Here is a 23,863-nt window from a genome sequence, read left to right as displayed (position 1 = left end):
TTCTATTAACATTGCTCCTTATACTGCATATGTCTGCTTATGTCGATGACATAAGATTTAATGTTCTGAATTGCAGGGTGAGTACCTTCTTTAAATCTATAGATATCACAGAATCCGAAGTGCTTTTTCTGGCCCAATCTGTTTCTGCTTTTTACTACTCCTTCAACGATTCCATAATGGTCATTGATGATAATGTTCTCCACGTCAATTTCCATAGATGGCATTTCCTGCATCTGTTCAAGTACTTCCTGAAATTCGCTTTTTCCCCCAATATACCTCTCACCTACTATTTCCCAGCATATATCATCAGTAATATGATCCATAAAAAATTTTGAATCCCCTTCAGTATATGCCCTGATCACCTCCCTTAAAAATTTTTCTCTTTCTTCCATTTTCTTGCCGTTTTTCTACAATCACTTAATTCACAGTTCCTTAAAAATAAGAAATAAAAAGCACATTTTTGAGAGGTATAAATTCAAGAGCTTTCCTTCTGGTATAGCAGGGGCTTGATTTCTGGATTTTTTTGATAGGAGAGCTTTTGCTCCAAAATATTTAACTTTACACATTGAAACTTCAGACTAAACTTTATGCAGGTCCATCATCTTCTTGAAAAAAATTCAGTAGCCAACACTTTCATTTCCCAACTTCGCGATACTTCTGTTCAAAATGACCGGATGCGATTCAGAAGAAATGTGGAAAGACTGGGGGAGATCTTAGCTTTTGAACTAAGCAAAAGTCTGGATTATTCCGAGAAGAAAGTTGAAACGCCTTTAGGCACTGCAACAATTTCAGAAATTGATGAAGACCTTGTTATTTGCTCGATACTAAGGGCGGGGCTTCCACTGCATACCGGGATCCTCAATGTTTTTGACAATGCAGATAATTCCTTCATATCGGCATACCGGCATCATCCCAATGATGATGAGGAGTTTGAAATTCTTGTAGAGTATTTAGCTTCTCCATCACTTAAAGATAAAACTCTTATTCTTGCAGATCCTATGCTGGCTACTGGAAGGTCTTTTGTAAATGTGCTGGGAGCACTAAAAAAAATGGGAGAGCCAAAGGTGATCCACCTGGTTTCGGTCATTGGTGCTCGTGAGGGAATTGAATACCTGCAAGAGGTCTTTCCTGAAAATTCGCATTTATGGATTGCCGCAATTGATGAAAATTTAGATGAAAGAGGTTATATCGTACCGGGGCTTGGAGATGCCGGTGATCTTTGCTTTGGCCCTAAAATGCAGCATTAGAAAGGATAGCCAATGGCAAAGTTAAAGACAGGATCTTTTAATCTGAATTCCCAGCGTTGACCTTCTTCAAAATACGGCGTATGCACAGGGATTCCAAGATCAAATCTTATTACAAAACTCTGGATATCTATTCTTAAACCTGCACCAACGCCCACTGCCATCTCATCGAGAAAATCTGATCCAAAGGTGCCCTTTTCAAGAAGGAGCCGTTGCTGCTCTATTTGGGCGGGAGTGAGATCTTCTTCCTGCTCATCATCTACCGGTGCGTAATTACTTTCTGTGTTCCAAACGTTACCAGCATCGGCAAAGACTGCACCTTTTAAAAACTGATATAAAGGGAACCTGTATTCAACATTTGCTTCCAACCTTATATTTCCCATTCGGTCATAATATGGGATACCATCTTCTGCTGCGGGCGGAGAGTATGAGCCCGGGCCTAAAGACCTTATTTGAAAGGCTCGGACGCTATATGGACCTCCAGAATAAAATTGCCTGCTAAAGGGCATAACCTCCGAATTTCCATAGGGTAATCCAATGCCACCAAATAAGCGGGTAGCGATCACATGCTCTGGGGAAAGTTTAAAATGGTAACGAAGATCTGTGTCAAATTTTGCGTATTGAGCGTAAGTGAGTCCAAGGAATTTTCTCGGTGGTTCGCCACTACTTAGCATATCCAGAATGTTTCCGGCCACATCAATATTTGCGTTTACAAAAAACTGGTGACGATCCAGTTCGTCGATCATTTCATTGTAAATAAAAGAATAGGTCAATCCCGCAATAAACTGCTGGTCAAAACTGCTTTTTAGAAAGGGATTGGATTTTAGAATATCCTCAAACTCGGCTGTTTTCTGACTTAACTGAGTGTAAGTGACAGAAAAAGGATTTAGTTCATGGGTTACAAAGCGGTTAGCTTTCCAGAGGTATCCAAAGCTGCCATTGACCGAGAACAGGCTAAAAAGATTACTTCGATCCAGGTACTCAAAACCCAGCCCGATCTTTGTCTTAGGAATGGAATACTGGAACCAGTTACTTTTAATTTCAAAAATTGGGAAAAGCATCCTCGGAAAAATAAGATCTGAATCCACCCCCAGCACAATACTGGTTTGCCCCGAACCACTTTCACTGGAAAGCTGAGTTTCATAACCAGCCTTGGCCGATAAGCTTAAAATTTCTCCTCCTTCGAAGAGATTTCGGTTAGTATAGGTCACTGCCAGGTGAGGCCCTGCAAAATTGTTAGACTTAGTAACTGCTTGTAACTCCAATCGAATAGCCCTTTTATTCATGGGCGACAAAAAGATATTGGCTTCAAGATATCCTAAGCTATCTGTGCTTAAAGAATCTATTTCATCGTACCGAATATTCACAAATTTGTATGCACCAATGGAGGTTAATCTCCTGCTGGTTCTCCCCGATTTCTGTGGATTATATAATTCACCTTCTTCAAGAAGCACGAAGGGATCAAGTTTCTCTGGTTCAAAGAAAACTTCGTTCTGAATATAATTTCTGTTGTTGAACCTGGTAGTATCTCGAGCCACAGAATCTGTATCTACGCTATAGTTTGGATAGATGTTGACGTGCTCTATAATATAAGGTTTCACCCCCGCATTGGGCACATCTTCCTTGAGCCGTAGAAAAAGATCGAATTTCTTTCTGTCATACTGATTTGTATCGGCTTCAAAAATGAGAAAATTAGGACTAAAATTGTAGTAACCTCGGGCCTTCAGGTAATTGTCGATCCTTTCCCGTTCAGCTTTCATAACAGAAAGATTAAAGGGCTCATTCTCCTTCAGAAGCGACTCAGAAAAGCTGTTCTCTATTGCTCGGTATAACTGAATACTATCGGACTCCATTTGGTATTGGGCCAGAATATAAGGATTTGCCGGCAGGACTGCGTTATATGTTATATTTGCCGTTTTTTCTGAATCATTTTCCTGTACACTGTGGCTCACCCTGCTGTAGAAATACCCGCGGTTCTCCAGCCGATTCTTTAAAAGATCTTCTGTTTGAAAAGGATCGGCGTCAGAGAGATATACCGGCTCCTGCCCAAGCTGCTTATTTAAAAAGCGATTAATGAACCCGGGATTCTCCTGCTGTGCTTTATAGTGAAAGTATAGACCAATTCTCGAACCTAGAAATTTGCTATTAGGACTCGGCATCAAAAGCGCTTCAAGTTCAGATTGAAGTGCTTTTCGGTTTTCAATTTCTTCTTCTGTTTGTAATTTTAAGTCTGCACCAGTGTATAACAATTCATCTTCCGGAATAAATTTCTTTACACTACAAGCCTGCAGGACTAGAAATCCAGATAGTAAAAGCACAACCTTTAAAACATTTTTTGGCATAATTATTCTTCGCTTTGTTCCTCTTCTTCCTTAGCTTCCTTGTTCGTGATCTGGTTCCACAGTTCCCTGAACTTATTAAATTCCTGAGTATAAATGAGAGCAAGGCCACTTATGATCAATTGCCCGTCAATAACATTCTCAAACGTATTGCGTCTGAAACCCTGAACCCTAAATCTTCCATCTTCAGTAATGAGATATTCCAGACTTACATTTCCAATAAGAGGTGAACTTTCTTCCACCGGGCTGCTGCCCTGAACATCTACTTCGCTTCCTACTCTTACTATCAGCCTGTCATCGAGCAAGGTCTTTTCTGCCGTGATATCCAGCTGAGTCCTGTCCTGAGGGCTGGCTCCCTGGTAATCTGTAAAGGAATTGAGACCAAAATTAAGATCGACTCCTGTTTGGCCTAGAAGTCTATCGGAAAATATGTTCAGTTGGTCAGAAAGCGCTTCATTCAGGTTATCTCGTGCAAAAGATAAGGTTCCACCTTCTGTTCCAGGACTTCCGGCAGAAGGGAAGAAACGATTCAGAACGAGCAGGGAAAAGACCTGTTTGTTGAGCTCATTTTCCTGCTGATTTAACTGCTGAACTCGGCCATAGACCTGTCCGCTTAAAGCTCCTTGTTCATCTTCGGGCATGTCCAGACCAAAGGAGAGTCTAGGCGCAGAGATCTCCCCTCCTATCTTGAGGTATACAAGAAAATTGAGTTCCTGCCTGTATTGATTTCTCACATCCATATCTGCACCTGTGATTTGTGGCGCCATTAAACCCGATGCCGCTGCTTCTACTGCATAAGAGGCTGTAATATTGAGATCTGCATCCATAGGATCGCCGGCCCATACCACAGAGCTGCCATCAAGGATCTCAAAGCGTCTTGTAACAAGATTGTACAGGCTCATTTCATAATGCCCGTCATTTATCTCTACGCGGCCCGACATTGTGGTGCGCCCATTGGGATAAATATCATAAAGGATATCCCCGTCTCCCGATGCCTCAAAATGATCTCCTGTATCCTCATCAAGTACTATAATAAAGGTTGCACCTTTCTGTAAGGAAACGTATGAATTGAGTGCAAATCCCGAAAAGCCAAAGTTGCTCTCCTCCTTGGTCCTTCGGGTAAGGATTCTATCGGGATCTTCTCTGTTTACAAAAATGACCACGCCTTCCCGCTCCTCAATTTCAAGATTAGCTTCAGGAATAACGTAGGTAAGATTTGTAGCTTCAAGTATCTCCAGGTCAAGTTCCACCTGCGGAAGTTCCATATTACCAGTTACAGAACCTGTGGCATCAAAAACTGCTTTTCCGTAGAAAAGATCAAAATCCTCTTCAGAAGAATTCAAGGCCATAAAGTTGTTTGCTGTAAAACTCAGATCAAATTCAGGATTTAAAAGACTCTCTGTAAGCACCGCTCCGTTAAGGGTAAATGAATTCCCATTGACATCTCTAATCTCAAAATCCTGCATACTAACTGCTGCATTGTCTATTTGAAGGGTTTCATTAGGAAGTGTAAATGGAGTGTTTAGAATATCTATGGTAAACATGGCATCATTAAAAGTGAGCGACCCTTCATATGTAGGTTTAAGAGGTTGCCCTGTCACCGTAAAATTACCCGAATAGCTGCCGCTGGTATTGGAAATGGCGCCAAATGAAAAACCTTCTATGAGCTTCATGTTCACTCTGTTCAGATCGATCTGCATATCGAGATTTCCTCCGTTAGCATCGGCAACATAAGATCCATTAAGATCGATATCGGCATTACCTTCTTTCACAGTCATGGCAAACTGGTAATTATTAAAACCGATTGCCTCGGCATCAAGGGATAAAACTCCCAGAGGCACTTCTAAAACTCCAAATTCCCTTATGGTGAGATCTGCAACCATTCCCGTACTTCCAAAGGGCTCTTCGATAACAAGGTTGCCATTCATATTTCCAGAAGCAAGAATGGTTTCGGGATTGAGATAAGAAAAGATCGCTGCCAGATTAAAATTTTGAAATTCTATTCCAATATGCTCTTTTTGAACTCCCGCCATATCATTGGTTACCTTTAACTCCTGATTATTTCGCGAGAGCCTGAAAATATTGAAGGTGTAGTAGTCTTCGCCAATAAGAATTTCATTCTCTGGGGTGATCTCCCATGGATTCCCATTTAAAGTAAGTTTTTCGGGAGCAATATGAACCCGGAGAACGCCATCTGTTCGTGAGATCCTGGATTTTAAATTCACCAGTGTATCCTGCTCATAATTAGAAACAAAATCAAGAGCCAGTTCCTCATCGACCAGCCTGCCTTCCATCAGCGTTTGTTTTATGGCGACTGGCCCGGCATTAAGGCTTTTTAACCCGAAGTTGAAATACAGCTCTTCTGGATTCGAATCTACATTGACATTAAGACTATCGACCTCACTTCCGAAGTAATGGATATATGGAACACTAACGTTTCCAACCAGCGTTTTTTCTCTTTCTCTAAAATCGACCTTTACATTAATAGTATCAAATGCCTCCAGCTGCGGAAGAAAAACCTCTTCAAGAATGGGGGAAGGACTTAGCTGTGCCCTTAGATCAATATTTACGGGATTGGTAACAGTATCTGAAACATCTACGCTGTCATAATAACTTTGATAATGACGATTCAAGGCATTGAAAAAATCGACCGGCCCGGCATTGGAATTCAGTCGAAGATCCAGCATTTGATTCTGGACTGCAACAGCAGTGGTGTCTGGTCTAACATGCGCCAGGAGATCCACATCTCCTAAAAGATATGATTCATTGGCATAAACAAAGACCCCGTTTGAAACAGTAGCTGTGGCATCGTAACTTTGTGCATTACCTTTAAAGTTACCCTTGATCTCCATGGCAGTGTTTACCGGATTAATAGAAAGACCAAGTGCCTGTAAATCGGCGCCAATAATATTCAAATTCAATGCAACCTCAGGAGCAACAGAATCCAGCTGTACAAAACTCTCCAGCTCCATATTTAAATTTTCATCCTTATAATTAAGGTTGGCAAATCCCTCCCCTTCTTCCATTTCTGCATATAGGCCAATATCCTTGAACTGGTACTCGTTATATTCAAAAGCATTAATGGTTCCTTCCACCACAGCATCCAGAGAATTCACATCATCACCACTTCCGGAGGCTTCAATCTGGAGGCTCAGAGTTCCTAAAGCCTGGTTCTGCAAAACTTCCCCAAGCGCCAGTTCTTCAATCTTTACATCGGCATTGAAAGCAATACCAGGTGCGCTGACAAACTTTCCATTTACACTAATTTTTCCAGAGGAAGAATTTAAAACAGCATGTGCTCTAAGATCTTCTGGAGAGCCAGAAAAACTCCCGGTTAAAGCAACTTTTTGAGGCAGCTGAATTCCTAAGTCCTCTTCCTTTACAAAACTCCTTAGATCGTTCCTGGTAGAATTCATACGAACCTGAGGAAGATCAAATCTCAGATTATCTGGGTCGGTTGCATTATAGATGGTTCCTGTTGCAGCCAGGGAGGTACTTGCTCCCCAGTTGATATTGGCTCTCTGAATTTTCACGGCAGCCATTTCTCCCCGGGCAGCTACATTGCCTGAAAGATCTTTTTTGGCAAGGGCTGAAAAATAGGCATTCTGCATAAGATCTGGCTGAAAGCGGTATATCTCCGAAAGATCGATATGGAATTGTGAAAGATCAAGATCGAGGCTGGCCGTTTCCGGATTTTGGATGAAAGCGTTCAGGGAATTATAGTCAATGAGGAGTCTTCCCTCCGCATAATTATCATTTAACTGAAGTACGAAGTCTTGCAGCAATATCTGTTCTTTATTTATTGCAAGCTCAAAATTCATCTTTCTGAGGTTCAGACCAGAAGCTTCAGTAAAATTCAGCCTTTCTACTTCAGCATTCAAAGAGCTGCCTGCCAGTTCCAAACGTGGCATTTGAAGCATAAGATCCTGCAATCCCACAGCTTCAGGATTGAAAGTGCCAGGAATTGGTCTCTTGTCATTAACCCAATACCTGATGTCACTATTGATGATCGAAATATTTTTTGCATCGACCTTCCATTCTGGCCATTCAAAAGCTGCTGCACTTTCAGAAGAAATCGTGTCTTCCTGGGCTTCTACGGCTGACATTTGCAGGTACACTTTGGAATTTTTCAGATCCAGTCGATCGATCACAAGAGAGGTGTTTTCAAGATCGGCTTCGGGAAGTTCCAGGAGCAGATCGGGTAAGTTAACGTCAGCAACAATCCCGTCTGGCACAGATTTATAAGTTCCTGCGACATTCTTCAGCTCCAGGTTTTGCACAGAAAATGAGGGTAAGGGAATTTCTTCTTCCTCCTGTGAATCGGGTGCCGGTTTGGTTTGGGCGTAAGTAAATCGGGCATTTTCGAGCAGAGCGTCGCCGGCTGCAAATTTCATACTGTCCAATCCAAATTCTCGCATCTCTACTTGAAGTCGCCCCAGGGTGACTTTAGTATCTATTCCCAGATATTGATCCTCGTAGGAGAGTCGAAAATTCTCAATATTCATATCTCCAAGGCGAATCTCCATTGCAGCGGCCGAAGTATCGACCGGAGTAGTTGCTGCAGCAGTGTCGGCTGTCGCAAATGCTTCGGTCAAGAAATCAAAGTTAAAACCTTCAATGGTATCTTGTCTTTTGATCTTGGCTATTCCCCCATCCCAGTCAAGGCTTCTAAGGTGGAAACCTTTGCCTTGAATTAAAGGCAGCAGCGGTATGTCGGCTTCGAGCTTCCTGGAATAGACCAGAGTGTCGCCAGCCTCATCTTCCATATACAGCCCTTCCAGGCTAATATCACCACCAAATGTGATGAACAACCTGTCTACTTCAATGGTCGTATTCGTTTTGTTGCTTATATAACTGACAATTTTGTCGACAATTATACCCTGCCCCCATGGACTACGAATAAATAATAATAAGAGGATAATAAAGAGGAAAATGCCTGCCAGGATCTTTAGAAATAATCTAAGACCAGATCCTTTTTTCTTTTTTTCCTTCTTTTTATTTTTTGCTTCCAAAGAATATTGCTCTACTGCTCTAAAGTATCTTATTTAAACGAACTCCGGAAATACCATTAGGTAAATCCTTGTTAAACAACACCTTCCAAAAATGTCATTCTTAAAGACCAATGTGAAGTTCTCTTTTCTCTGAAAAAGATAAAAATTTTAGCTTTATATGCCATTTTATTTGGAATAATTTAGCAGGAGCTAAGAGTAACTAATAATCTTACGTTAAAATTGAATAGCTGCGAAAGCCTTTTCTATAATTTCGACGCCAATAACCCGTTTCTAATGGCAAACGGCTCCCTACTTGAGCCATTAATTAGAACATAAAATTTAAAAAGATGAAAAAAATTCTTACCGTTACGGTAGTGGCAGCAACGATGTTGACCTCATGTGTTTCAAAGAAAAAATACGTTGCTCTTGAGGAAGATTACAATAACACCCGAAGCAATCTTCAACAAACTCAGGTGGAAAAAGAAGAACTTGAGGAAAGATTAAATGCCATTGAACAACGAGTAGCAGATTACAATGCGAGGATCAATTCCTTGACAGAGGAGAATGACCAAAAACTGGAAATGAATCAGTTAACGGCTATGTCTAATGCAAATAAGCAGAAAATGAGGGAGACCCTAAAAAATGTGGATCCCGAAAAATTAGCCGGCGCCGAGACTCTGGAAGACTCTATCAATATTGCCGTTGCTCATAACCTGGAAAGCCAGATTAGCAATGGAAGTTCAGAGGATATTGATATTACTGTGGACAAAACTGTAGTAATGATCAACGTTTCTGATAAACTGCTTTTTAGAAGCGGAAGCCACAGAGTAAGCCGGGACGCGTATCCCTTACTAGAAAAACTTGCAGAGGTGATCAATTCTGAACCTGCTATGGAAGTCATGGTAGAAGGTCATACCGATTCTCAGACCATGGTTGAAAATTCATACATCCAGGATAACTGGGAATTAAGCGTTAGAAGGTCAACTGCAATTGTAAGATTGTTACAGGACAGGTTCAACGTAGATCCCGAAAAACTGATCGCTGCAGGACGTAGCAGTTATAAACCAGTTGCCGAAAACGATACAAGAGAGAACCGGGCGCTTAACAGAAGAACGAGAATTGTGATTCTTCCAAATCTTGATAAGTTCCTTGCTCTTCTTGATTCTGAACAATCAGCTGCGCAGCCAGTAGACAGAACCAACGACTAAATTATCATTGACCACATTAGAAAGGCTGCCTCCTAAAGGCAGCCTTTTTTATTTTTTCTTCAGCCATAAGTAGTCCAGAGAATGTTTACCTGCTCCTGTTATAAGCAAGACAGTAAAGATCACCAGATACAAGAGGGCCATTTCCTTACGTTGAAAAGGATCTTGAGCATGAATAACAAATGCTGCCATAAACATTGTTATCATCACGGGAATAGCTGCGAGTCTTGTACCCAATCCTAGGATGATAAGAATGGAACAAATAAACTCTGCAAATACAGTAAGAGCTAAAGTAATGCCCATTCCTAAACCAAAAGGATCGGCAAAGGTTATTTCTTCGCTCTCAAAAAGAGTGATGAGTTTCGGGGTACCATGGGTGAGCATGAAGCCACCGGCTCCAAGGCGAAGAAAGAGTAGCCCAAGATCGATCTGGGCAAGGTTGAGGTTAGTAGAATATGTGTTTTTCATTTTACTAAAATATATAATCTTATTGATCCTCTAAGTTTTAGTTTTCCTACAATCGATAATAGTCTAATAAATTAATTTAAAGAACGATAGGAATTTTTCTTACATTTTTCTCGTAACAATGTTGATGCAAGTGCACCTTTCATCTATTTTTTACTGCATTTTATCGAATTTTTAAGAAAATTTTATAACTTCGAAATATCGATATTTCTACATGCGGTTATTTCTTACTTTCCTTTTATTATTAAATTTTTCTGAGATTACAGCTCAGGCGACGGCCAGTTTTACTGCCTCTGCCACAATTATTGAACCCATTGGCATAAAGACCCTGAGCAATTTGAATTTTGCAGAAATTGATCCTCGATCTGGAGGAGGGATCATTCTCACCCCCCAGGGAGAAAGAATAGCACTTGGAGAGGTGATTTTGGAGAACAGCACGGCAGTTACGGCCGCCTCCTTTGAAGTTAAAGGCCAGCAGGGATATAACTTTTCGATAAGTCTGCCATCGGGATCTTATTCCCTGGTGCATGGAGAGGAGCAAATGAGCCTTCAGGATTTCACCAGCAGTATTGGTAGGGAAGGAACTCTGGGATCGGGAAATGCGACTTTCAGGATTGGAGCCACTCTCCTGGTTAAAGCGCAGCAGGCTCCTGGCTTCTATTCTACCTCTACTCCTTTGGAGATCACGGTAAACTACAACTAAATACAAGGTCTAAAAGACCTTTCTATCTTCAATTTCTGATTAAGATTTCTTTAAAGTTGGTTATTCAACGAATATTCAGGGGCTTTGCCGAATAAGTTTTTTCCATTGGGTATGGAAAAATATATTCGCCCTGGTTTAAAAACCGACAACCCTATATACATTAACCATGAAGAAAATTACCTTTATTTTATTTGGCCTTATTGCAGGAACTGCTTTTGGACAGGAAGGAGTTAAAGCTCAAGCTGATGTACTTGCTGAAATTGTAAGCCCTCTAGAGATAGTAAGTGGCACCAACCTTAATTTTGGAACTATTAATGGAACAGCTACCGGAGGAGATGTAACAGTTGCTTTTAATGGCAATAGAACTTTTGTAAATCCAGACATGGAGGTGACTTCTGCAACAGCCCCAACAGCTGCTTCTTTTACAATAAAAGCTGCTTCAGGATATTTATTCAGTATTACTATTCCCAATGCTAAATTAGATAATGGTGCTGGACTAGATATGGATGTTACTTTTGTACACAATAGAAAAAGTATTGCTCGAAGAACTGGTACCGGTAATCCTGAAGAATTGCTTGTAGGTGGTACCCTTACAGTTGGTGATGATCAAACTGCTGGTTCGTATACAGGTACCGTTGAAGTGACCGTTGCTTACGAATAAATATGAAGATATAAAATTACGAATCGCCGCCCACTGTGGCGGCGATCTTGTTTTTCCTTATCTTGTTAATTAACCACCTCTGTCTGAAATGTATAAACTAATTCTAGTGTTTTCCCTGCTCTTCTCTCCTCAGGTTTTTGCCCAGGCTTCTGCTTCGGCAACCGTAGAAAGCAGAGCGACTGTGATCGATCCTATACAAATAGAAAAGACGGTAGATCTGGATTTTGGGAATGTGATCTCTGCCTATACTCCGGGGACAGTGATCCTTTCTCCAGAGGGAACCAGAGTTGCTTACGGGGTGCTACTGTCGAATTCCATTCCGGGGAACGTGGCACCAGCAGAAGCTGTAGTTACACATGGAAATCATAACTATGCGATCTCCTTACCAGATTCCTTTACATTATATCATCAGGAAAATCCGAATCAGGTACTTATTATTGAAGACTTTACTGTTACGCCCCTGCCGGGAGAGGAACGTGATGTTCTTCGAATCGGGGCGACTCTTAAGCTTGAAGCCAACCAGGTTTCAGGATATTATACAAACTCAGCCGGGTTTAACGTGACTGTTTCTTATAATTAATTTTCACATTTCCTTAACAATCTGATGCTTAATCAGTAATTTTGAAATCTACCGCAATTCCCCCCAGGACATGAATAAAAAATTACTACGTCTCCTACTTCTCAGCTTTACTTTTTTCTTTCCTGCGCCTCTTTTCGCTCAGGGGGATCTAATGATCATGCCTAAGCGACTTGTTTTTGATGGATCCCAACGTTCGCAGGAAATTAACCTTGCAAATACCGGAAGCGACACTGCAGTTTATGCTGTCTCCTTTGTCAACTATAAAATGACTGAAGAAGGAAATTTTGAACAGGTAGAAGAAGCTGAAGATGGCCAGCGATTTGCCACAGACTTTCTAAGGTATTTTCCGAGAAGAGTTACTCTCGCTCCCAACGAAGCACAGACAATACGAGTGCAATTAACCCGCACCGGAAATCTCGAGCAGGGAGAATATCGCTCCCACATGTACTTTAGGGCTGTAGAGGAACAAACGGCTCTGGGAGCCGAAGAAGCAGAGGATGCAGAGGGTATATCGATCAATATCAAGACCATATTCGGAATTAGCATCCCAGTTATAATTCGTCATGGAGCTTCTACTACCAGTTTGGAATTAAGGGATCTCGAACTCGCGCTTTCCGGAGAGCAGCCTGCACTCTCTCTGGGTATCTTCCGTAGTGGAAACATGTCTGTCTATGGAAATTTAATAGCGGAGCATATTTCCACAAGTGGAAAGATCACAGAAGTAGGAACTGTAAAAGGAGTCTCGGTCTACACGCCTAATGCTCACCGAAAATTTCGTTTTGAGCTACGAAATGCGAAAGAAGTAGATTTGACAAACGGAAAGATCAGAGTGACCTATGCTGATGAAAAAGGGGAACAACTGGCCACTGCCGAAAAAGCCTTACCCTAGATGAACTTTACTTGTTCCGGTTCATTGTTCAGAATATTCGTGGTTCCATTCCTTTTATTGATGGGAATCTCAAGCTTTGCACAAACTTCCTGGAATGACCTTGCAATTGAAAATCAAAGCTACACGATCCCTGCCGGCACAAAAGAAGAATTTCAAAACGTTTATCTCAATACCAATAAATCCATTCTTACCGTCAACGGAACACTAATTGTTCATGGCAATCTCGATATGGTGGGTAACCAGTCGCAATTTATCATGGGACCCGATGCGGTGGTGATCATCTACGGTGACTTTCTCTCTTCGAACAGCGTGAGCATAACGGCAAAAAGTTACCTTATCATTTACGGAAGTTTCATTAATAACACGCCTTCCAATAAAGCTGAATTGGATATAGAAGGCGGAAATATTTACATTTTTGGAACTGTAGATAACTGGGGAGAAAATTTTACTACCTGCGACGCATATGAAGGCAATACAGAGGAACTTAACACCGAAACCTGTGACTATGGAACCAAAGATGACTTTGATGACAATGCAGATGACTTTCCCGATGATGTAAAAGAGCTCCTGCCTTGTGTTGCGAATTACGCCTGGACTGGTGCAGTAGATTCCAATTGGAATAATACTGCAAACTGGAGTTGCGACCAGGTACCAGATCTTAGTACTTCAGTACTTATCCCGTCTGGATTGAATAATTATCCTACGGTGAATTCCGGCGCCAACGCCCTCGCAAAGGATCTCACCATTGATGCAGGTGCCGAGCTAATCATTACAAATAACTGGATTCGTATTGCCGGAACCCTCGCAAACTCCGGAAGTCTTAATGTGGAAAACGGAAGTGTTTCTTTTGAAGGAACTTCTGCTCAAACCATACCTGCCGGCGCTTTTACCGGAAATCGCGTCCTAAAACTTAGAATAAATAATGTGGCGGGTGTTTCTTCACAAGCCACTATTGAGATCATAAATTCTTTAGAAGTCACTACCGGAATTTTTGCGACCGGAAATGACCTTACATTGTTATCTACTGCTTCGGGAACTGCCTATATCGAAGGAAGCGGCGCGGGAGAGATCACCGGATTGGTAAAAATGCAGCGGTTTCTAAATAATGGGTTTGGGTATAAATATTTCAGTTCTCCTTTCAGCAATTCAACCGTGGCCGATTTTTCAGGATTTATGGATCTTACTGAAGCTACTACGGGCTTCCCTCACTTTTACGAGTACCTGGAAAATAGAAAAGATAGTGATGGCAATGATCTCACCGGCTGGCAGGCTTATACAGCACCTGCAAATAGTCTGGATATTGCCCGGGGTTATGCTTTGAACATAAGTGGCAGTAATTCTCCTGTGACCATAGAAATAGCGGGAGAAGTGAATAATGGCCCTGTGAGTATTTCTCTTGAAAATAACGGCGGTCTCTTTACCAAGGGCTTTAACCTGGTAGGAAATCCATACCCTTCCCCAATAGATTGGGATCTCATGACTCCGGGTCTTTCGGGAATTGATAATGCTGTTTATTTCTTCAAAGCCGGAAGTGAAAACAGATATACCGGCACTTATTCCTCCTTTGTGAATGGGGTATCTACAGGGGTGAATAACACAATCATTCCGTCGATGCAGGGATTTTTTGTAAGAGTAAGCGATCCTGGAACTGCGACGCTTGACTTCAGCAATGCCGTACGAACCGGAAATCTTGTTTCCCAGGCTTTCTACAAAACAAAAAGGAACAAGATCCTTCCGCAGATAAAACTCACAGCGGGTTTTGCCGGAGAAACGAATTCTGATGCAACTGTTATCTATTTTGAGTCGGGCGCCACACCAGCCTTTCAGAAAGAATTGGATGCGCTCAAACTTCTTAATACTACGGCCGAAGTTCCAAGTCTTTACAGCATTAGCGGCGAGCAGGAAAAGCTTTCCATCAATGCAATCAGTGCTGCCGAATTTCAGGAAATTCCTTTAGGAATAAATTCCGAAAAGGGAGGTCAAATGATCATTGAACTAAAAAATGTTCAAAATGTCTTTCCTTCAACTTTTATCTATCTAAAAGATCAGAAAAACAAGCTGATCCATAATTTGTGGGAAGTCCCGGCCTATTCCTTTACCTCTCAAAAAGGGGAAAACAACAATAGATTTTCCCTTATCCTTTCATCTGAAAATTTATCTGAAGATCTTTTAAAATCGAGCTTTGCACTATTCTCTGCTCATAACTTTGAAGGAGATATTTTGGTAAGGCTACAGCTTTCAGAAAATGTATTGGGAACTGTCATTTTAAGCAACCTTTCTGGACAGGTACTTCAGAAGAGAAAAGGGAAAGGGAAAGAAGAGTTACGGTTTTCAGGAATCAGTGCTCCAGGAGTATATCTGGTTACGCTGGAACTCGGGAATGAAATTCAAACTAAAAAGATCCTGATCAAAAAGTAAAGCAATGAAAAACATTAGCCGGCATTACTTCACTTTTTCGACATTTTTACTGTTGTTGACCACAAGTATTCATGCCCAGGAGAACCCTCCTATTCCAGTAAGTGTTGAGGTAAGAAATGCCCAGGGGCTTAATTTTGGTGCATTTACGGTTGGAGACGCGGGTGGTAACGTGATCATTAGCTCTAATGGAGATCGTTATGGAGACACAGATGTACAACTGCTCAATTTTGGAAGCGTCTCTCATTATGCCATTTTTGACGTTTATGCGAATCCCGGTACCCTTATTCAAATTCAGCCCATTCCAGATATTTCACTCTCGGGACCTTTGGGGAGTAATGTTTCTCTGAGTATAGATCCGTTTATTGATACAAGCACCGGTCAAACCTTTATTATTAGTACAAATCCTCATGAGGTGCTGGTGGGAGGTAAATTAAAGATCCCCAATGGTGCTGCCGGCCCTGCTGGTAATTACAGCGGAACTTTTACTTTAACCTTCATCTACGAATAGCCAGTCAAAGTGATATTCCCCTCCTCTCTTCTTTCTGAAAGATCAAATTTAAGGATCACATTTCTTTTTATCCTGCTGTTGAGCTCCTGGTTTGTTACAGGCCAATCTATAATGCCAGATTATGATGAGCTTAGTGTGGAAATGGATATTCCCCGGCTGGGAACTTTTGAAGTTCCAATTGCAATTAAAGGTGAAGATGCTTATTTGCCGGTCTCTGCCATATTTAATCTTTTAAAGATAAAGTACGAAGGCGATGCAGATGTAGTTTCTGGTTTCATAATTCATCCCGATTCCACTTACCAGATCGACTGGCAAAAACGCGAGATCCTCTATAAAGCCGAAAAATATATACTATCCAAAAATGACATTTTAAGCACCCCTTCCGGCAGGTATCTGAGATCAGATCACTTCGGAAGCATCTTTGGACTAAATACCCGGTTTTCCTTCCGAAGCCTTTCACTAAAACTTGAGACAGATAAAGATCTGCCTGTTCTTAAAGAAATGCGGCTGGCGCGCATGAGGAAAAATCTGGATAAGGTAAAAGGTATCATCACGCCCGATACCATCATCCCAGTAAAAAGGCATTTCTTTAAACCCGGAACTGTAGATTGGGGGATCATTACTACCCAGCAAAGTGAAATAGACAACGATCACCGGCTTATGCTTGGTCTGGGAACTATGTTTTTAGGAGGAGAGACCAACCTAATGCTGAATCATTCCAGCAGAGTTCCTTTTAACTCCAGAAACCAATTCTACCAGTGGCGGTATGTCAACAATGAGAATTCGGTGATCAAACAAGTGACCGCAGGAAGAATTTTCCCACGCGCTACCTCTTCCCTGTTTGCTCCAGTAAGTGGAGTTCAAATAAGTAATACGCCTCTGCAAAACAGACGGTCTTTTGGCTCTTATCTCCTGCATGATTATACCGATCCCCGCTGGACTGTGGAACTGTATGTAAATAATGTACTTGTGGCATTTACTGAAGCCGATGCTTCGGGCTTTTATAGTTTTGAAGTTCCGTTGATGTACGGAAACACCTCCGTTAGTTTAAGATTTTATGGCCCGTGGGGAGAAGAGCGTACAGAAGAGCGCAATATCCACATCCCTTACAACTTTGTGCCTAAAAAAGAGCTTGAATATTCTTTGAGCGCCGGAGTGGTGGAAAATGATCAGTGGCAGCGTTTCAGCCGACTTGACCTTAATTATGGCCTTACCAATGCACTCACCATTGGAGGTGGTGTAGAGTATCTCGGGGAAGTAAAAAGTGGAGAGATCATGCCGTTTGTGAACACTTCAGCTAGAATAGCTTCAAGATTACTTTTTTCGGGAGAATATATGTACGGTGTAAAATCGGAGGCACTTCTAAGTTATCGTACTCCTCAAAATTTGCAGGTAGATCTAAATTATATAAATTATGATCCCAATCAAACTGCTTTGAATCTCAATTATCTGGAAGAAAGAAAAATAAGCCTCTCTACGCCCATCCGCACTAAGAACTTTTCAATGTTCGGGAGACTTTCGCTGAACCAGATCATTATGCCCACTACAGAATTTACAACGGCCCAGATGTTACTCTCGGGTGCGATAATGGGTGTGAGTACGAATTTCACAACTTATGGTCTTTACAATGATCGCATGGAGGAGCCAACTATCTACAGCTCAATCTCCCAAACTTACAGACTTCCGAATAGATTTCTTTTCTCGCCTCAGGTTCAGTATGATTTTACCCGAAGCCGCTTTAATAATCTTATTCTTGAACTTGAACGGCCAGTTTTCAAACAAGGCTTCCTCAATCTGGCCTACGAGAACAATTTTCTTCGGGAAGCTCACATTTTCGAAGTTGGACTGCGTTATGCCTTTAATTTTGCACAAACTTCGGCTACCTCGAGAATTGGGAACCGCAATTCCTCCTTTGTACAATCGGCCCGAGGAAGTTTGATGTTAGATGATAATACCGGTTTTGTAATGAGCAGTAATCGCACTGCAATGTCACGTGCAGCATTGACGATTATACCTTTCCTGGATCTCAATGGCAATAGCAAAAAAGATCCTATGGAGCCAGGAGTCCAGGGGCTGGAATTAAAGAACAGGAGCGGCAGGCTTAACTACAATGAAGACAGAACTATTCTGAGAATTACAGAGCTGCAGCCTTATATCAACCTGCTGCTTGAACTCGATCCATTGAGTCTTGACAATATTGCATGGAAGTTACCCCAACCCGTGGTGATGGTGCAGACATTACCAAACCATTTCCAGGAGATCCATGTTCCGGTACAGGTGCTGGGAGAAGTAGGCGGCATGGTCTATCTCAGAGATCAAAACAGTACCCGCGGAATAGGACGAATTACAGTCAATATGATTGATGAAAACGGAGTGAAAGCAGCCCAGATCCTTACCGAAGGTGACGGTTACTTCACTTACCTCGGCCTTGCTCCGGGAAAGTACACCGCCCAAATAGACCAGGAGCAACTTGAGAATCTCGGCTATGTTGCAAATCCGCAACAACTCAAATTCGAGATTGAGGTAGATCAATACGGCGACATTGTTGATACGCTGGAGTTCGTTCTTTCAGAAGAATGACGTTCTATAGGAATTCCAAAAGTATTTCTTCAAAGGATCTTTTTCTGTTCTGCATTCAATTCTCTTCTGAAGGTTGAATTTATAAATCCTCTTCTTTTTCAGAAGTCCATGTGGTATGAAAAAATGTGCCTCTTGGATGATCTGTTCTTTCATAGGTATGAGCCCCGAAATAATCCCGCTGTGCCTGAATCATATTAGCCGAAGATTGGGCAGAAGTAAAGTTTAGTAAATAGTTTGCCGCAGCACTTGTCACCGGAAGTGGAATATTTGCGCTTAGAGCTTCTGAAACTATGCTTGTAAGTGAATTTCTATACCGGGAAATTTCCTGCACAATTTCCTCATGGAGCAGTAAATGTTCAGAATGATCCTTGAATTTATATACCAGATCTTCCATGAGCTTACTCCGAATAATACAGCCGTTGGTCCAGATCCTGGCGATTTCTGAAAGATCCAGGTTCCAGTTGTATTCTTCTGAAGCAACAGCGAGAAGGTCAAATCCCGTCGCGTGGTTTATGATAGCTGTAGATTTATAGGCTTCAAAAAGCCGTTTTCTGAGATCCTCTTCATCTTTCGGTGCTGCAGTCATGAAATTATACTTCGCTGCTGCCTGGCGCCGCGTAGTCTTCATTCCCGAAATATTTCTTGCCATTACTGCCGCACTAATGGTATCCAGCGGCACTCCTAGTTCCAGAGCTGCATTTGTAGACCATCCTCCGGTTCCTTTTTGTTTTGCAGCATCAAGAATATAGTCCAGGAGCAGTTCATTATTTTCCTTTTTTCGCAGGATGTTTATGGTGATCTCAAGAAGGTAGCTTCCCATTTCCCTGTTCCAGGCTTTAAAAATCTCAGCTATTTCCTCTGGTGCAGAGTTTTTATAAAATCGAAGGAAATGATAAGTTTCAGCGATGAGCTGCATTTCTCCATATTCGATCCCGTTGTGTAGCATCTTTACAAAATGGCCGGCGCCATCTGGACCTAAATAGGCGCAACAGGGATCTCCATTCTTATCTTTGGCAGCGATCTTTTCAAGTATGGCTCCTACCCTGTTGTAAGAACTTTTTGATCCAGCCGGCATAATGGAAGGACCGTTTCTTGCGCCTTCTTCCCCACCCGAAATTCCGACGCCCATGTACAGAATTCCATTTTCCTGCAGTTCTTTTTCTCTCCTCATCGTGTCCTTATAATGAGAATTTCCGCCATCAATAATGAGATCTCCTTTTTCCAGATATTTCGACAGGCTTTCGAGTACCAGGTCCACAGTCTTACCTGCATTTACCATGAGAAGAATATTCCTTGGCCTTTCCAGGCTCTTTATGAAGCTCTCAAGATGATCAAATCCAAGAAGATCTAATTCTGGATTTTCAGCAACAAAGGTCTTTGCAACATCGACCTCGATCTGGTCGACATGCCTGTTGTACACCGAAATCTTGAATCCGTTAGAGGCCAGGTTAAGAGCCAGACTCCTGCCCATAACTCCCAATCCAAAAAGGCCTATTTCTGCTTTCTTTTCCAGACTTTCCATGATCTGTTTCAAAATTTGTTCTGGAGATTGATCCACTTCAATATGAATTCCGTAGGAAGGAAATTCCAGAGCTTCATATTGGGATCGCAGCAACTCTTCTTTAAAGTAATGTCCTTCCCTGCCGGTTATACGCTTGTGGATGATCTCATAAGCCGAATGAAGGAAGATCCAGGTTATTCTCCCCGAAGGAAGCTCCTGAAGTTGCATCCTGTACTTTTCCTTTAAAGCAGAACAGGCAACCACGGCTCCTTCTTTTGCCTGCCAGGTCTTTATCTGCGCCCCTAAATGCTTCAGCCATTCAAACCTATCCTCGTCCTTTAACGGAATTCCCTGTGACATCTTCTCAACATTCGCAGGAGGATGAAAATCATCGGCGTCAAAAAAGGGAATTTGGAGCTCGTTTGCCAGCATTTTTCCAATCGTGGTCTTTCCAACCCCCGATACTCCCATCACGATATAAACCTCTCCTTTTTTCAATGGTATTCGATATTAAGAATTTCCAGGGCCTGTGTGTCTCCGGCCATTTTCACCTCTGCCACCTCTCCTGCCTTTTTACCAGTAAGTGCGCGGGCAAGAGGTGCCAAAAATGCTATTTTACGAACCTTAATATCTGCCTCATCTACTCCTACCAGCTGGAAACTCTGTATCTTCTCTTTTTGATTCCCAGTGAGGTACTTAAAGGTTACCATGGCTCCAAATCTCACCTCCTCGCGAGGTTGCTCTAATGGATCAAGGATACGGGCAGATGCCAGGCGCTCATTCAGTAAGTTTAGCTTCCCGTCAAGTACAGCGGCAGCATGCCTTCGCTCTTTGTCACTGCTAATATCGAGCTCCTTTCGTTGCTTTTCCAGGCTCTCCCGCTCTTCCAGAAGCTGTTTGTGCCCCTGCGGAGTCACATAATTAGTTACGCCCGGTGGCAGTGCTGCTCTGGGTGGTATAAAAGGTGCTTCTTCCTGGTCTTCTTCTTTTACAAATCCGCGGCTCATGATCCTGTTTTGTTTAAAGGTCACAAATTACCCGCAGAAATCAAAATATCTATTAAATCCTGTTAATTTTGGAAAATGTCTCAAAAGAAGTTATTAGTAATAGGTTATCTGTGGCCCGAACCCAAATCTTCGGCTGCAGGTGCACGAATGATGCAGTTACTGGAATTTTTTGCTGCGGAAAAATACGACATCACTTTTGCCTCAACTGCCACCAAAACTGAATTTAAGGCAGATCTTTCTCATCTGAATATTTCCGAAAGAACGATCGATCTGAACAACGATAGTTTCGATCATTTCCTTGCTGAAATATCTCCTGAAATTGTCATTTTTGACAGGTTTATGGTAGAGGAGCAATTCGGCTGGCGAGTGGCAGAGGTTTGTCCGAAAGCCCTCCGAATACTGGATACAGAAGACCTTCATTTTCTGCGGAAAGCTCGCGAGGAAGCTGCAAAAGCCGGGAAAGATGTCGCTGAAGCCAATCTCTTTTCAGATGTAGCAAAAAGAGAAGTTGCGAGCATCTATCGTTGTGATCTTAGTTTGATCATTTCAAAAGCTGAAATGGAATTACTTCAAAACCACTTCAGAGTTCCTGAACAAATTTTGTTCTACCTCCCGTTTATGCTGAAATCGACTCCGCCAAAAAAGATCAAAGCCCTGAGACCTTACCAGGAGCGAAAGGATTTTATGAGCATTGGAAACTTTCTCCACGAGCCCAATAAGGATGCAGTCCTGCAGCTGAAAAAAGAGATCTGGCCGCTTATAAGAAAAAAAATAAAGGGTGTCAAAATTCACATTTTTGGTGCCTATGTGCCGCAGCAAATTCTGCAACTCAATAATGAGAAAGAAGGCTTTATTGTTCATGGCAGGGCTACTTCAGCAAAGGAAGAAATAGAAAAAGCAAGAGTACTGCTCGCACCGCTACGGTTTGGCGCCGGAATAAAAGGTAAATTCACAGATGCTATGCAGGTAGGAACACCCAGCGTCACTACCACTCTTGGTGAAGAAGGCATGAGCCACAACCTGAACTGGAATGGAATGATCGCCAATAGCGCCGGAGCTTTTTCAGAAGCCGCAGTAGCGTTATATCAAAATGAAGACCTGTGGAGCAAAGCCCAGGCACAAGGTTTTGAGATCCTGGAACAAAATTTTTCAGAAGCTATACACCGCGAGAGATTCAGAAGGAGAATTCAGGAGCTTTCACGCGCGCTAAATGAACACAGAAATTCAAATTTTACAGGCCTAATGCTGCAGCATCACAGCATGAGCAGCACCAAATATTTGTCTAAGTACATAACTGCCAAAAATAAGAATCGCCCGTAAAAACGGGCGATTCATCCAAACAAATAAACTAACAACTCGAGCTGAGCAACTAGGTTACCTTAAATAACTTTTCTTCAAAAAGCTTATGATGTAAAAGCTGTAACGCCTGCACCTTATTTTTGGAGTCTACCAGCAAAGAAATATTATGACTACTCCCGCCATAAGAGATCATTCTCACCGGCAGGTCATTGAGCAATTCGAACAGCCTGAAGGTCTCATGATCATCAATAACTCCTTCTCCAACAACACAAATAATGCTGTGATTGGAATCTACAGTGATCTCACCATATTCATCGAGCTCATAAAAGATCTTGTCCAGATTTCTGGTATCGTCGATGGTAAGGGAAATGGCAATTTCTGATGTGGTGATCATGTCAATTGCGGTCTCGTGTTTGTCAAAAACATCGAAGATCTTCTTTAGAAAACCGTGAGCCATTAACATCCTGTTCGATTTGATCTTGATCGCTGTAATTCCGTCTTTGGCCGATATAGCTTTTAATCCGCGGCTATGGATCTCTGAAGAGATACAGGTGCCGGGAGCAGCGGGTGTAAAAGTATTCTTCAGGTAAATAGGTATGTTCTTTTCCTTAACAGGCGAAACGGTTTGGGGATGCAGGATCTTTGCACCAAAATACGCCAGCTCTGCCGCCTCTTCGAAACTAAGATGGGTAAGAGCCGTGGTATTTTGCACATACCTGGGATCATTGTTATGAAAACCATCGATATCTGTCCAGATCTGAACTTCGGTTGCATTCACGGCTGCACCAATAATAGTCGCTGTATAGTCGCTGCCGCCTCGTTTAAGAGTGCAAATATTCTTATTTCTGTCAATTCTTATAAACCCCTGGGTGATATATACTTCATTGGTAACTTCTCGTTGTAGAGTGGCCTTCAGCAGCTTCTGAACAGTTTGAACTTCAGGATTCTCCACGTTAGCAACATGCATGAATTGCTTTGCATCCAGAAGGGTGTTGGAAATGCCTTCTTCCTCCAGAAATTGAGAAAAGATAAGACTCAGAAAACTCTCACCAAAGGTCACGACAGTGGCTTCAGAAACTGGTTTTTGCGAAAGATACTCTGCTAACTGATCAAATAATTCAAGAAAAAGATTTTCAGTGATTTGTTTTGTTTCAGAGACTACAAAGAGCTCCTCTATAAGCTGCAGGTGTTTCAATTTTAATTCAAGCATTAAACCTTCAACAACTTCAGCCTTGCCATGCTTTTCTGCTGAAGCAAGCTCTACCAGCATATTAGTGACCCCAGACATTGCTGAGACCACTACAATCTTTCTGCCTTTTTGGGAAGCAATGATCTGCTTTACATTTCGAATACTTTCCGAAGACCCTACAGAAGTACCACCAAACTTTAATACTTTCATTTCCATCATTAATCTAATTGCATAATTAAGGCAAGACCTTTAGCAATTAAAAAAAATCCCTCCTTTTTCATATC

General features: G+C 42.0%; 17 protein-coding genes. 10 read left to right on the top strand and 7 right to left on the bottom strand.

What is annotated here, in order from left to right:
• Positions 1-5 precede the first annotated feature (5 nt).
• A complete protein-coding gene (locus tag HC175_RS10520; RefSeq protein ID WP_168138453.1) occupies positions 6-392 on the bottom strand; it encodes a nuclear transport factor 2 family protein in 387 nt (128 codons plus the stop codon).
• Positions 393-587: 195 nt separating this feature from the next.
• Here HC175_RS10520 and upp point away from each other — a divergent pair, with 195 nt between their 5' ends.
• Positions 588-1,247 (top strand): uracil phosphoribosyltransferase, encoded by a 660-nt coding sequence (gene upp, locus HC175_RS10515; protein WP_168138452.1) that lies wholly within the window; start codon positions 588-590, stop codon positions 1,245-1,247.
• On the opposite strand, the gene tamL is transcribed toward upp, so the two are convergent.
• Complete coding sequence (tamL, locus tag HC175_RS10510) at positions 1,244-3,586, bottom strand: translocation and assembly module lipoprotein TamL (RefSeq protein WP_168138451.1); 2,343 nt, start codon at positions 3,584-3,586, stop codon at positions 1,244-1,246. The two genes, upp and tamL, sit on opposite strands and share 4 nt — an antisense overlap.
• Positions 3,587-3,588: 2 nt before the next feature.
• Positions 3,589-8,595 (bottom strand): translocation/assembly module TamB domain-containing protein, encoded by a 5,007-nt coding sequence (locus HC175_RS10505; RefSeq protein ID WP_168138450.1) that lies wholly within the window; start codon positions 8,593-8,595, stop codon positions 3,589-3,591.
• 326 nt (positions 8,596-8,921) lie between these two features.
• Here HC175_RS10505 and HC175_RS10500 point away from each other — a divergent pair, with 326 nt between their 5' ends.
• Positions 8,922-9,782, top strand: coding sequence for an OmpA family protein (locus tag HC175_RS10500; RefSeq protein WP_168138449.1), 861 nt, complete (start codon positions 8,922-8,924; stop codon positions 9,780-9,782).
• Positions 9,783-9,830: 48 nt separating this feature from the next.
• On the opposite strand, the gene HC175_RS10495 is transcribed toward HC175_RS10500, so the two are convergent.
• Complete coding sequence (locus HC175_RS10495) at positions 9,831-10,247, bottom strand: DoxX family protein (protein ID WP_168138448.1); 417 nt, start codon at positions 10,245-10,247, stop codon at positions 9,831-9,833.
• A 211-nt stretch (positions 10,248-10,458) separates the two neighbouring features.
• On the opposite strand from HC175_RS10495, the gene HC175_RS10490 reads away from it, so the two are divergent.
• The 7 genes from HC175_RS10490 to HC175_RS10460 all read left to right on the top strand — a co-directional run bounded on the left by HC175_RS10490 (position 10,459) and on the right by HC175_RS10460 (position 18,583).
• Complete coding sequence (locus HC175_RS10490) at positions 10,459-10,947, top strand: DUF4402 domain-containing protein (RefSeq protein ID WP_168138447.1); 489 nt, start codon at positions 10,459-10,461, stop codon at positions 10,945-10,947.
• 166 nt (positions 10,948-11,113) lie between these two features.
• Positions 11,114-11,608, top strand: coding sequence for a DUF4402 domain-containing protein (locus HC175_RS10485; RefSeq protein WP_168138446.1), 495 nt, complete (start codon positions 11,114-11,116; stop codon positions 11,606-11,608).
• Positions 11,609-11,696: 88 nt separating this feature from the next.
• The gene (locus HC175_RS10480) at positions 11,697-12,188 is read left to right on the top strand and encodes a DUF4402 domain-containing protein (protein WP_168138445.1); all 492 of its coding nucleotides are present in this window, start codon (positions 11,697-11,699) and stop codon (positions 12,186-12,188) included.
• Between the two features lie 70 nt (positions 12,189-12,258).
• Complete coding sequence (locus HC175_RS10475) at positions 12,259-13,077, top strand: fimbrial biogenesis chaperone (RefSeq protein ID WP_168138444.1); 819 nt, start codon at positions 12,259-12,261, stop codon at positions 13,075-13,077.
• 60 nt (positions 13,078-13,137) lie between these two features.
• Positions 13,138-15,495 carry a T9SS type A sorting domain-containing protein gene (locus HC175_RS10470; RefSeq protein ID WP_168138443.1) on the top strand — a complete coding sequence of 786 codons (2,358 nt, stop codon included), beginning with the start codon at positions 13,138-13,140 and terminating at the stop codon, positions 15,493-15,495.
• A 4-nt stretch (positions 15,496-15,499) separates the two neighbouring features.
• Entirely contained in the window at positions 15,500-16,003 is a 504-nt protein-coding gene (locus HC175_RS10465) for a DUF4402 domain-containing protein (RefSeq protein WP_168138442.1), read from the top strand.
• Between the two features lie 111 nt (positions 16,004-16,114).
• The gene (locus HC175_RS10460; protein WP_209309967.1) at positions 16,115-18,583 is read left to right on the top strand and encodes a hypothetical protein; all 2,469 of its coding nucleotides are present in this window, start codon (positions 16,115-16,117) and stop codon (positions 18,581-18,583) included.
• 79 nt (positions 18,584-18,662) lie between these two features.
• Here HC175_RS10460 and gndA read toward each other — a convergent pair whose 3' ends face one another.
• Positions 18,663-20,582, bottom strand: a complete 1,920-nt coding sequence (gndA, locus tag HC175_RS10455) for an NADP-dependent phosphogluconate dehydrogenase (RefSeq protein WP_235942584.1) — start codon at positions 20,580-20,582, stop codon at positions 18,663-18,665.
• Positions 20,579-21,091, bottom strand: a complete 513-nt coding sequence (locus HC175_RS10450) for a GreA/GreB family elongation factor (protein ID WP_168138596.1) — start codon at positions 21,089-21,091, stop codon at positions 20,579-20,581. Before HC175_RS10450 ends, gndA begins: the two co-directional genes overlap by 4 nt.
• A gap of 75 nt (positions 21,092-21,166) precedes the next feature.
• Between HC175_RS10450 and HC175_RS10445 the strand changes: the two genes are divergently transcribed.
• A complete protein-coding gene (locus HC175_RS10445; protein WP_168138441.1) occupies positions 21,167-22,411 on the top strand; it encodes a glycosyltransferase family 4 protein in 1,245 nt (414 codons plus the stop codon).
• Positions 22,412-22,460: 49 nt separating this feature from the next.
• Here the strand turns inward: HC175_RS10445 and HC175_RS10440 are convergent, their stop codons facing one another.
• On the bottom strand, positions 22,461-23,789 hold the full coding sequence (locus HC175_RS10440; RefSeq protein ID WP_168138440.1) for an aspartate kinase: 1,329 nt from the start codon (positions 23,787-23,789) through the stop codon (positions 22,461-22,463).
• Positions 23,790-23,863: the final 74 nt, after the last annotated feature.

The sequence above is a fragment of the Salinimicrobium oceani genome (assembly GCF_012037645.1).
Note: the sequence above shows the minus strand (reverse complement) of the source record. Positions and strands in the feature narration are given on the sequence as shown.

Coding starts and splice junctions, on each gene's coding strand:
- HC175_RS10520 (WP_168138453.1), bottom strand. CDS start 392: ATGGAAGAAAGAGAAAAATTTTTAAGGGAGGTGATCAGGGCATATACT.
- upp (WP_168138452.1), top strand. CDS start 588: ATGCAGGTCCATCATCTTCTTGAAAAAAATTCAGTAGCCAACACTTTC.
- tamL (WP_168138451.1), bottom strand. CDS start 3,586: ATGCCAAAAAATGTTTTAAAGGTTGTGCTTTTACTATCTGGATTTCTA.
- HC175_RS10500 (WP_168138449.1), top strand. CDS start 8,922: ATGAAAAAAATTCTTACCGTTACGGTAGTGGCAGCAACGATGTTGACC.
- HC175_RS10495 (WP_168138448.1), bottom strand. CDS start 10,247: ATGAAAAACACATATTCTACTAACCTCAACCTTGCCCAGATCGATCTT.
- HC175_RS10490 (WP_168138447.1), top strand. CDS start 10,459: ATGCGGTTATTTCTTACTTTCCTTTTATTATTAAATTTTTCTGAGATT.
- HC175_RS10485 (WP_168138446.1), top strand. CDS start 11,114: ATGAAGAAAATTACCTTTATTTTATTTGGCCTTATTGCAGGAACTGCT.
- HC175_RS10480 (WP_168138445.1), top strand. CDS start 11,697: ATGTATAAACTAATTCTAGTGTTTTCCCTGCTCTTCTCTCCTCAGGTT.
- HC175_RS10475 (WP_168138444.1), top strand. CDS start 12,259: ATGAATAAAAAATTACTACGTCTCCTACTTCTCAGCTTTACTTTTTTC.
- HC175_RS10470 (WP_168138443.1), top strand. CDS start 13,138: ATGGGAATCTCAAGCTTTGCACAAACTTCCTGGAATGACCTTGCAATT.
- HC175_RS10465 (WP_168138442.1), top strand. CDS start 15,500: ATGAAAAACATTAGCCGGCATTACTTCACTTTTTCGACATTTTTACTG.
- HC175_RS10460 (WP_209309967.1), top strand. CDS start 16,115: ATGCCAGATTATGATGAGCTTAGTGTGGAAATGGATATTCCCCGGCTG.
- HC175_RS10450 (WP_168138596.1), bottom strand. CDS start 21,091: ATGAGCCGCGGATTTGTAAAAGAAGAAGACCAGGAAGAAGCACCTTTT.
- HC175_RS10445 (WP_168138441.1), top strand. CDS start 21,167: ATGTCTCAAAAGAAGTTATTAGTAATAGGTTATCTGTGGCCCGAACCC.
- HC175_RS10440 (WP_168138440.1), bottom strand. CDS start 23,789: ATGAAAGTATTAAAGTTTGGTGGTACTTCTGTAGGGTCTTCGGAAAGT.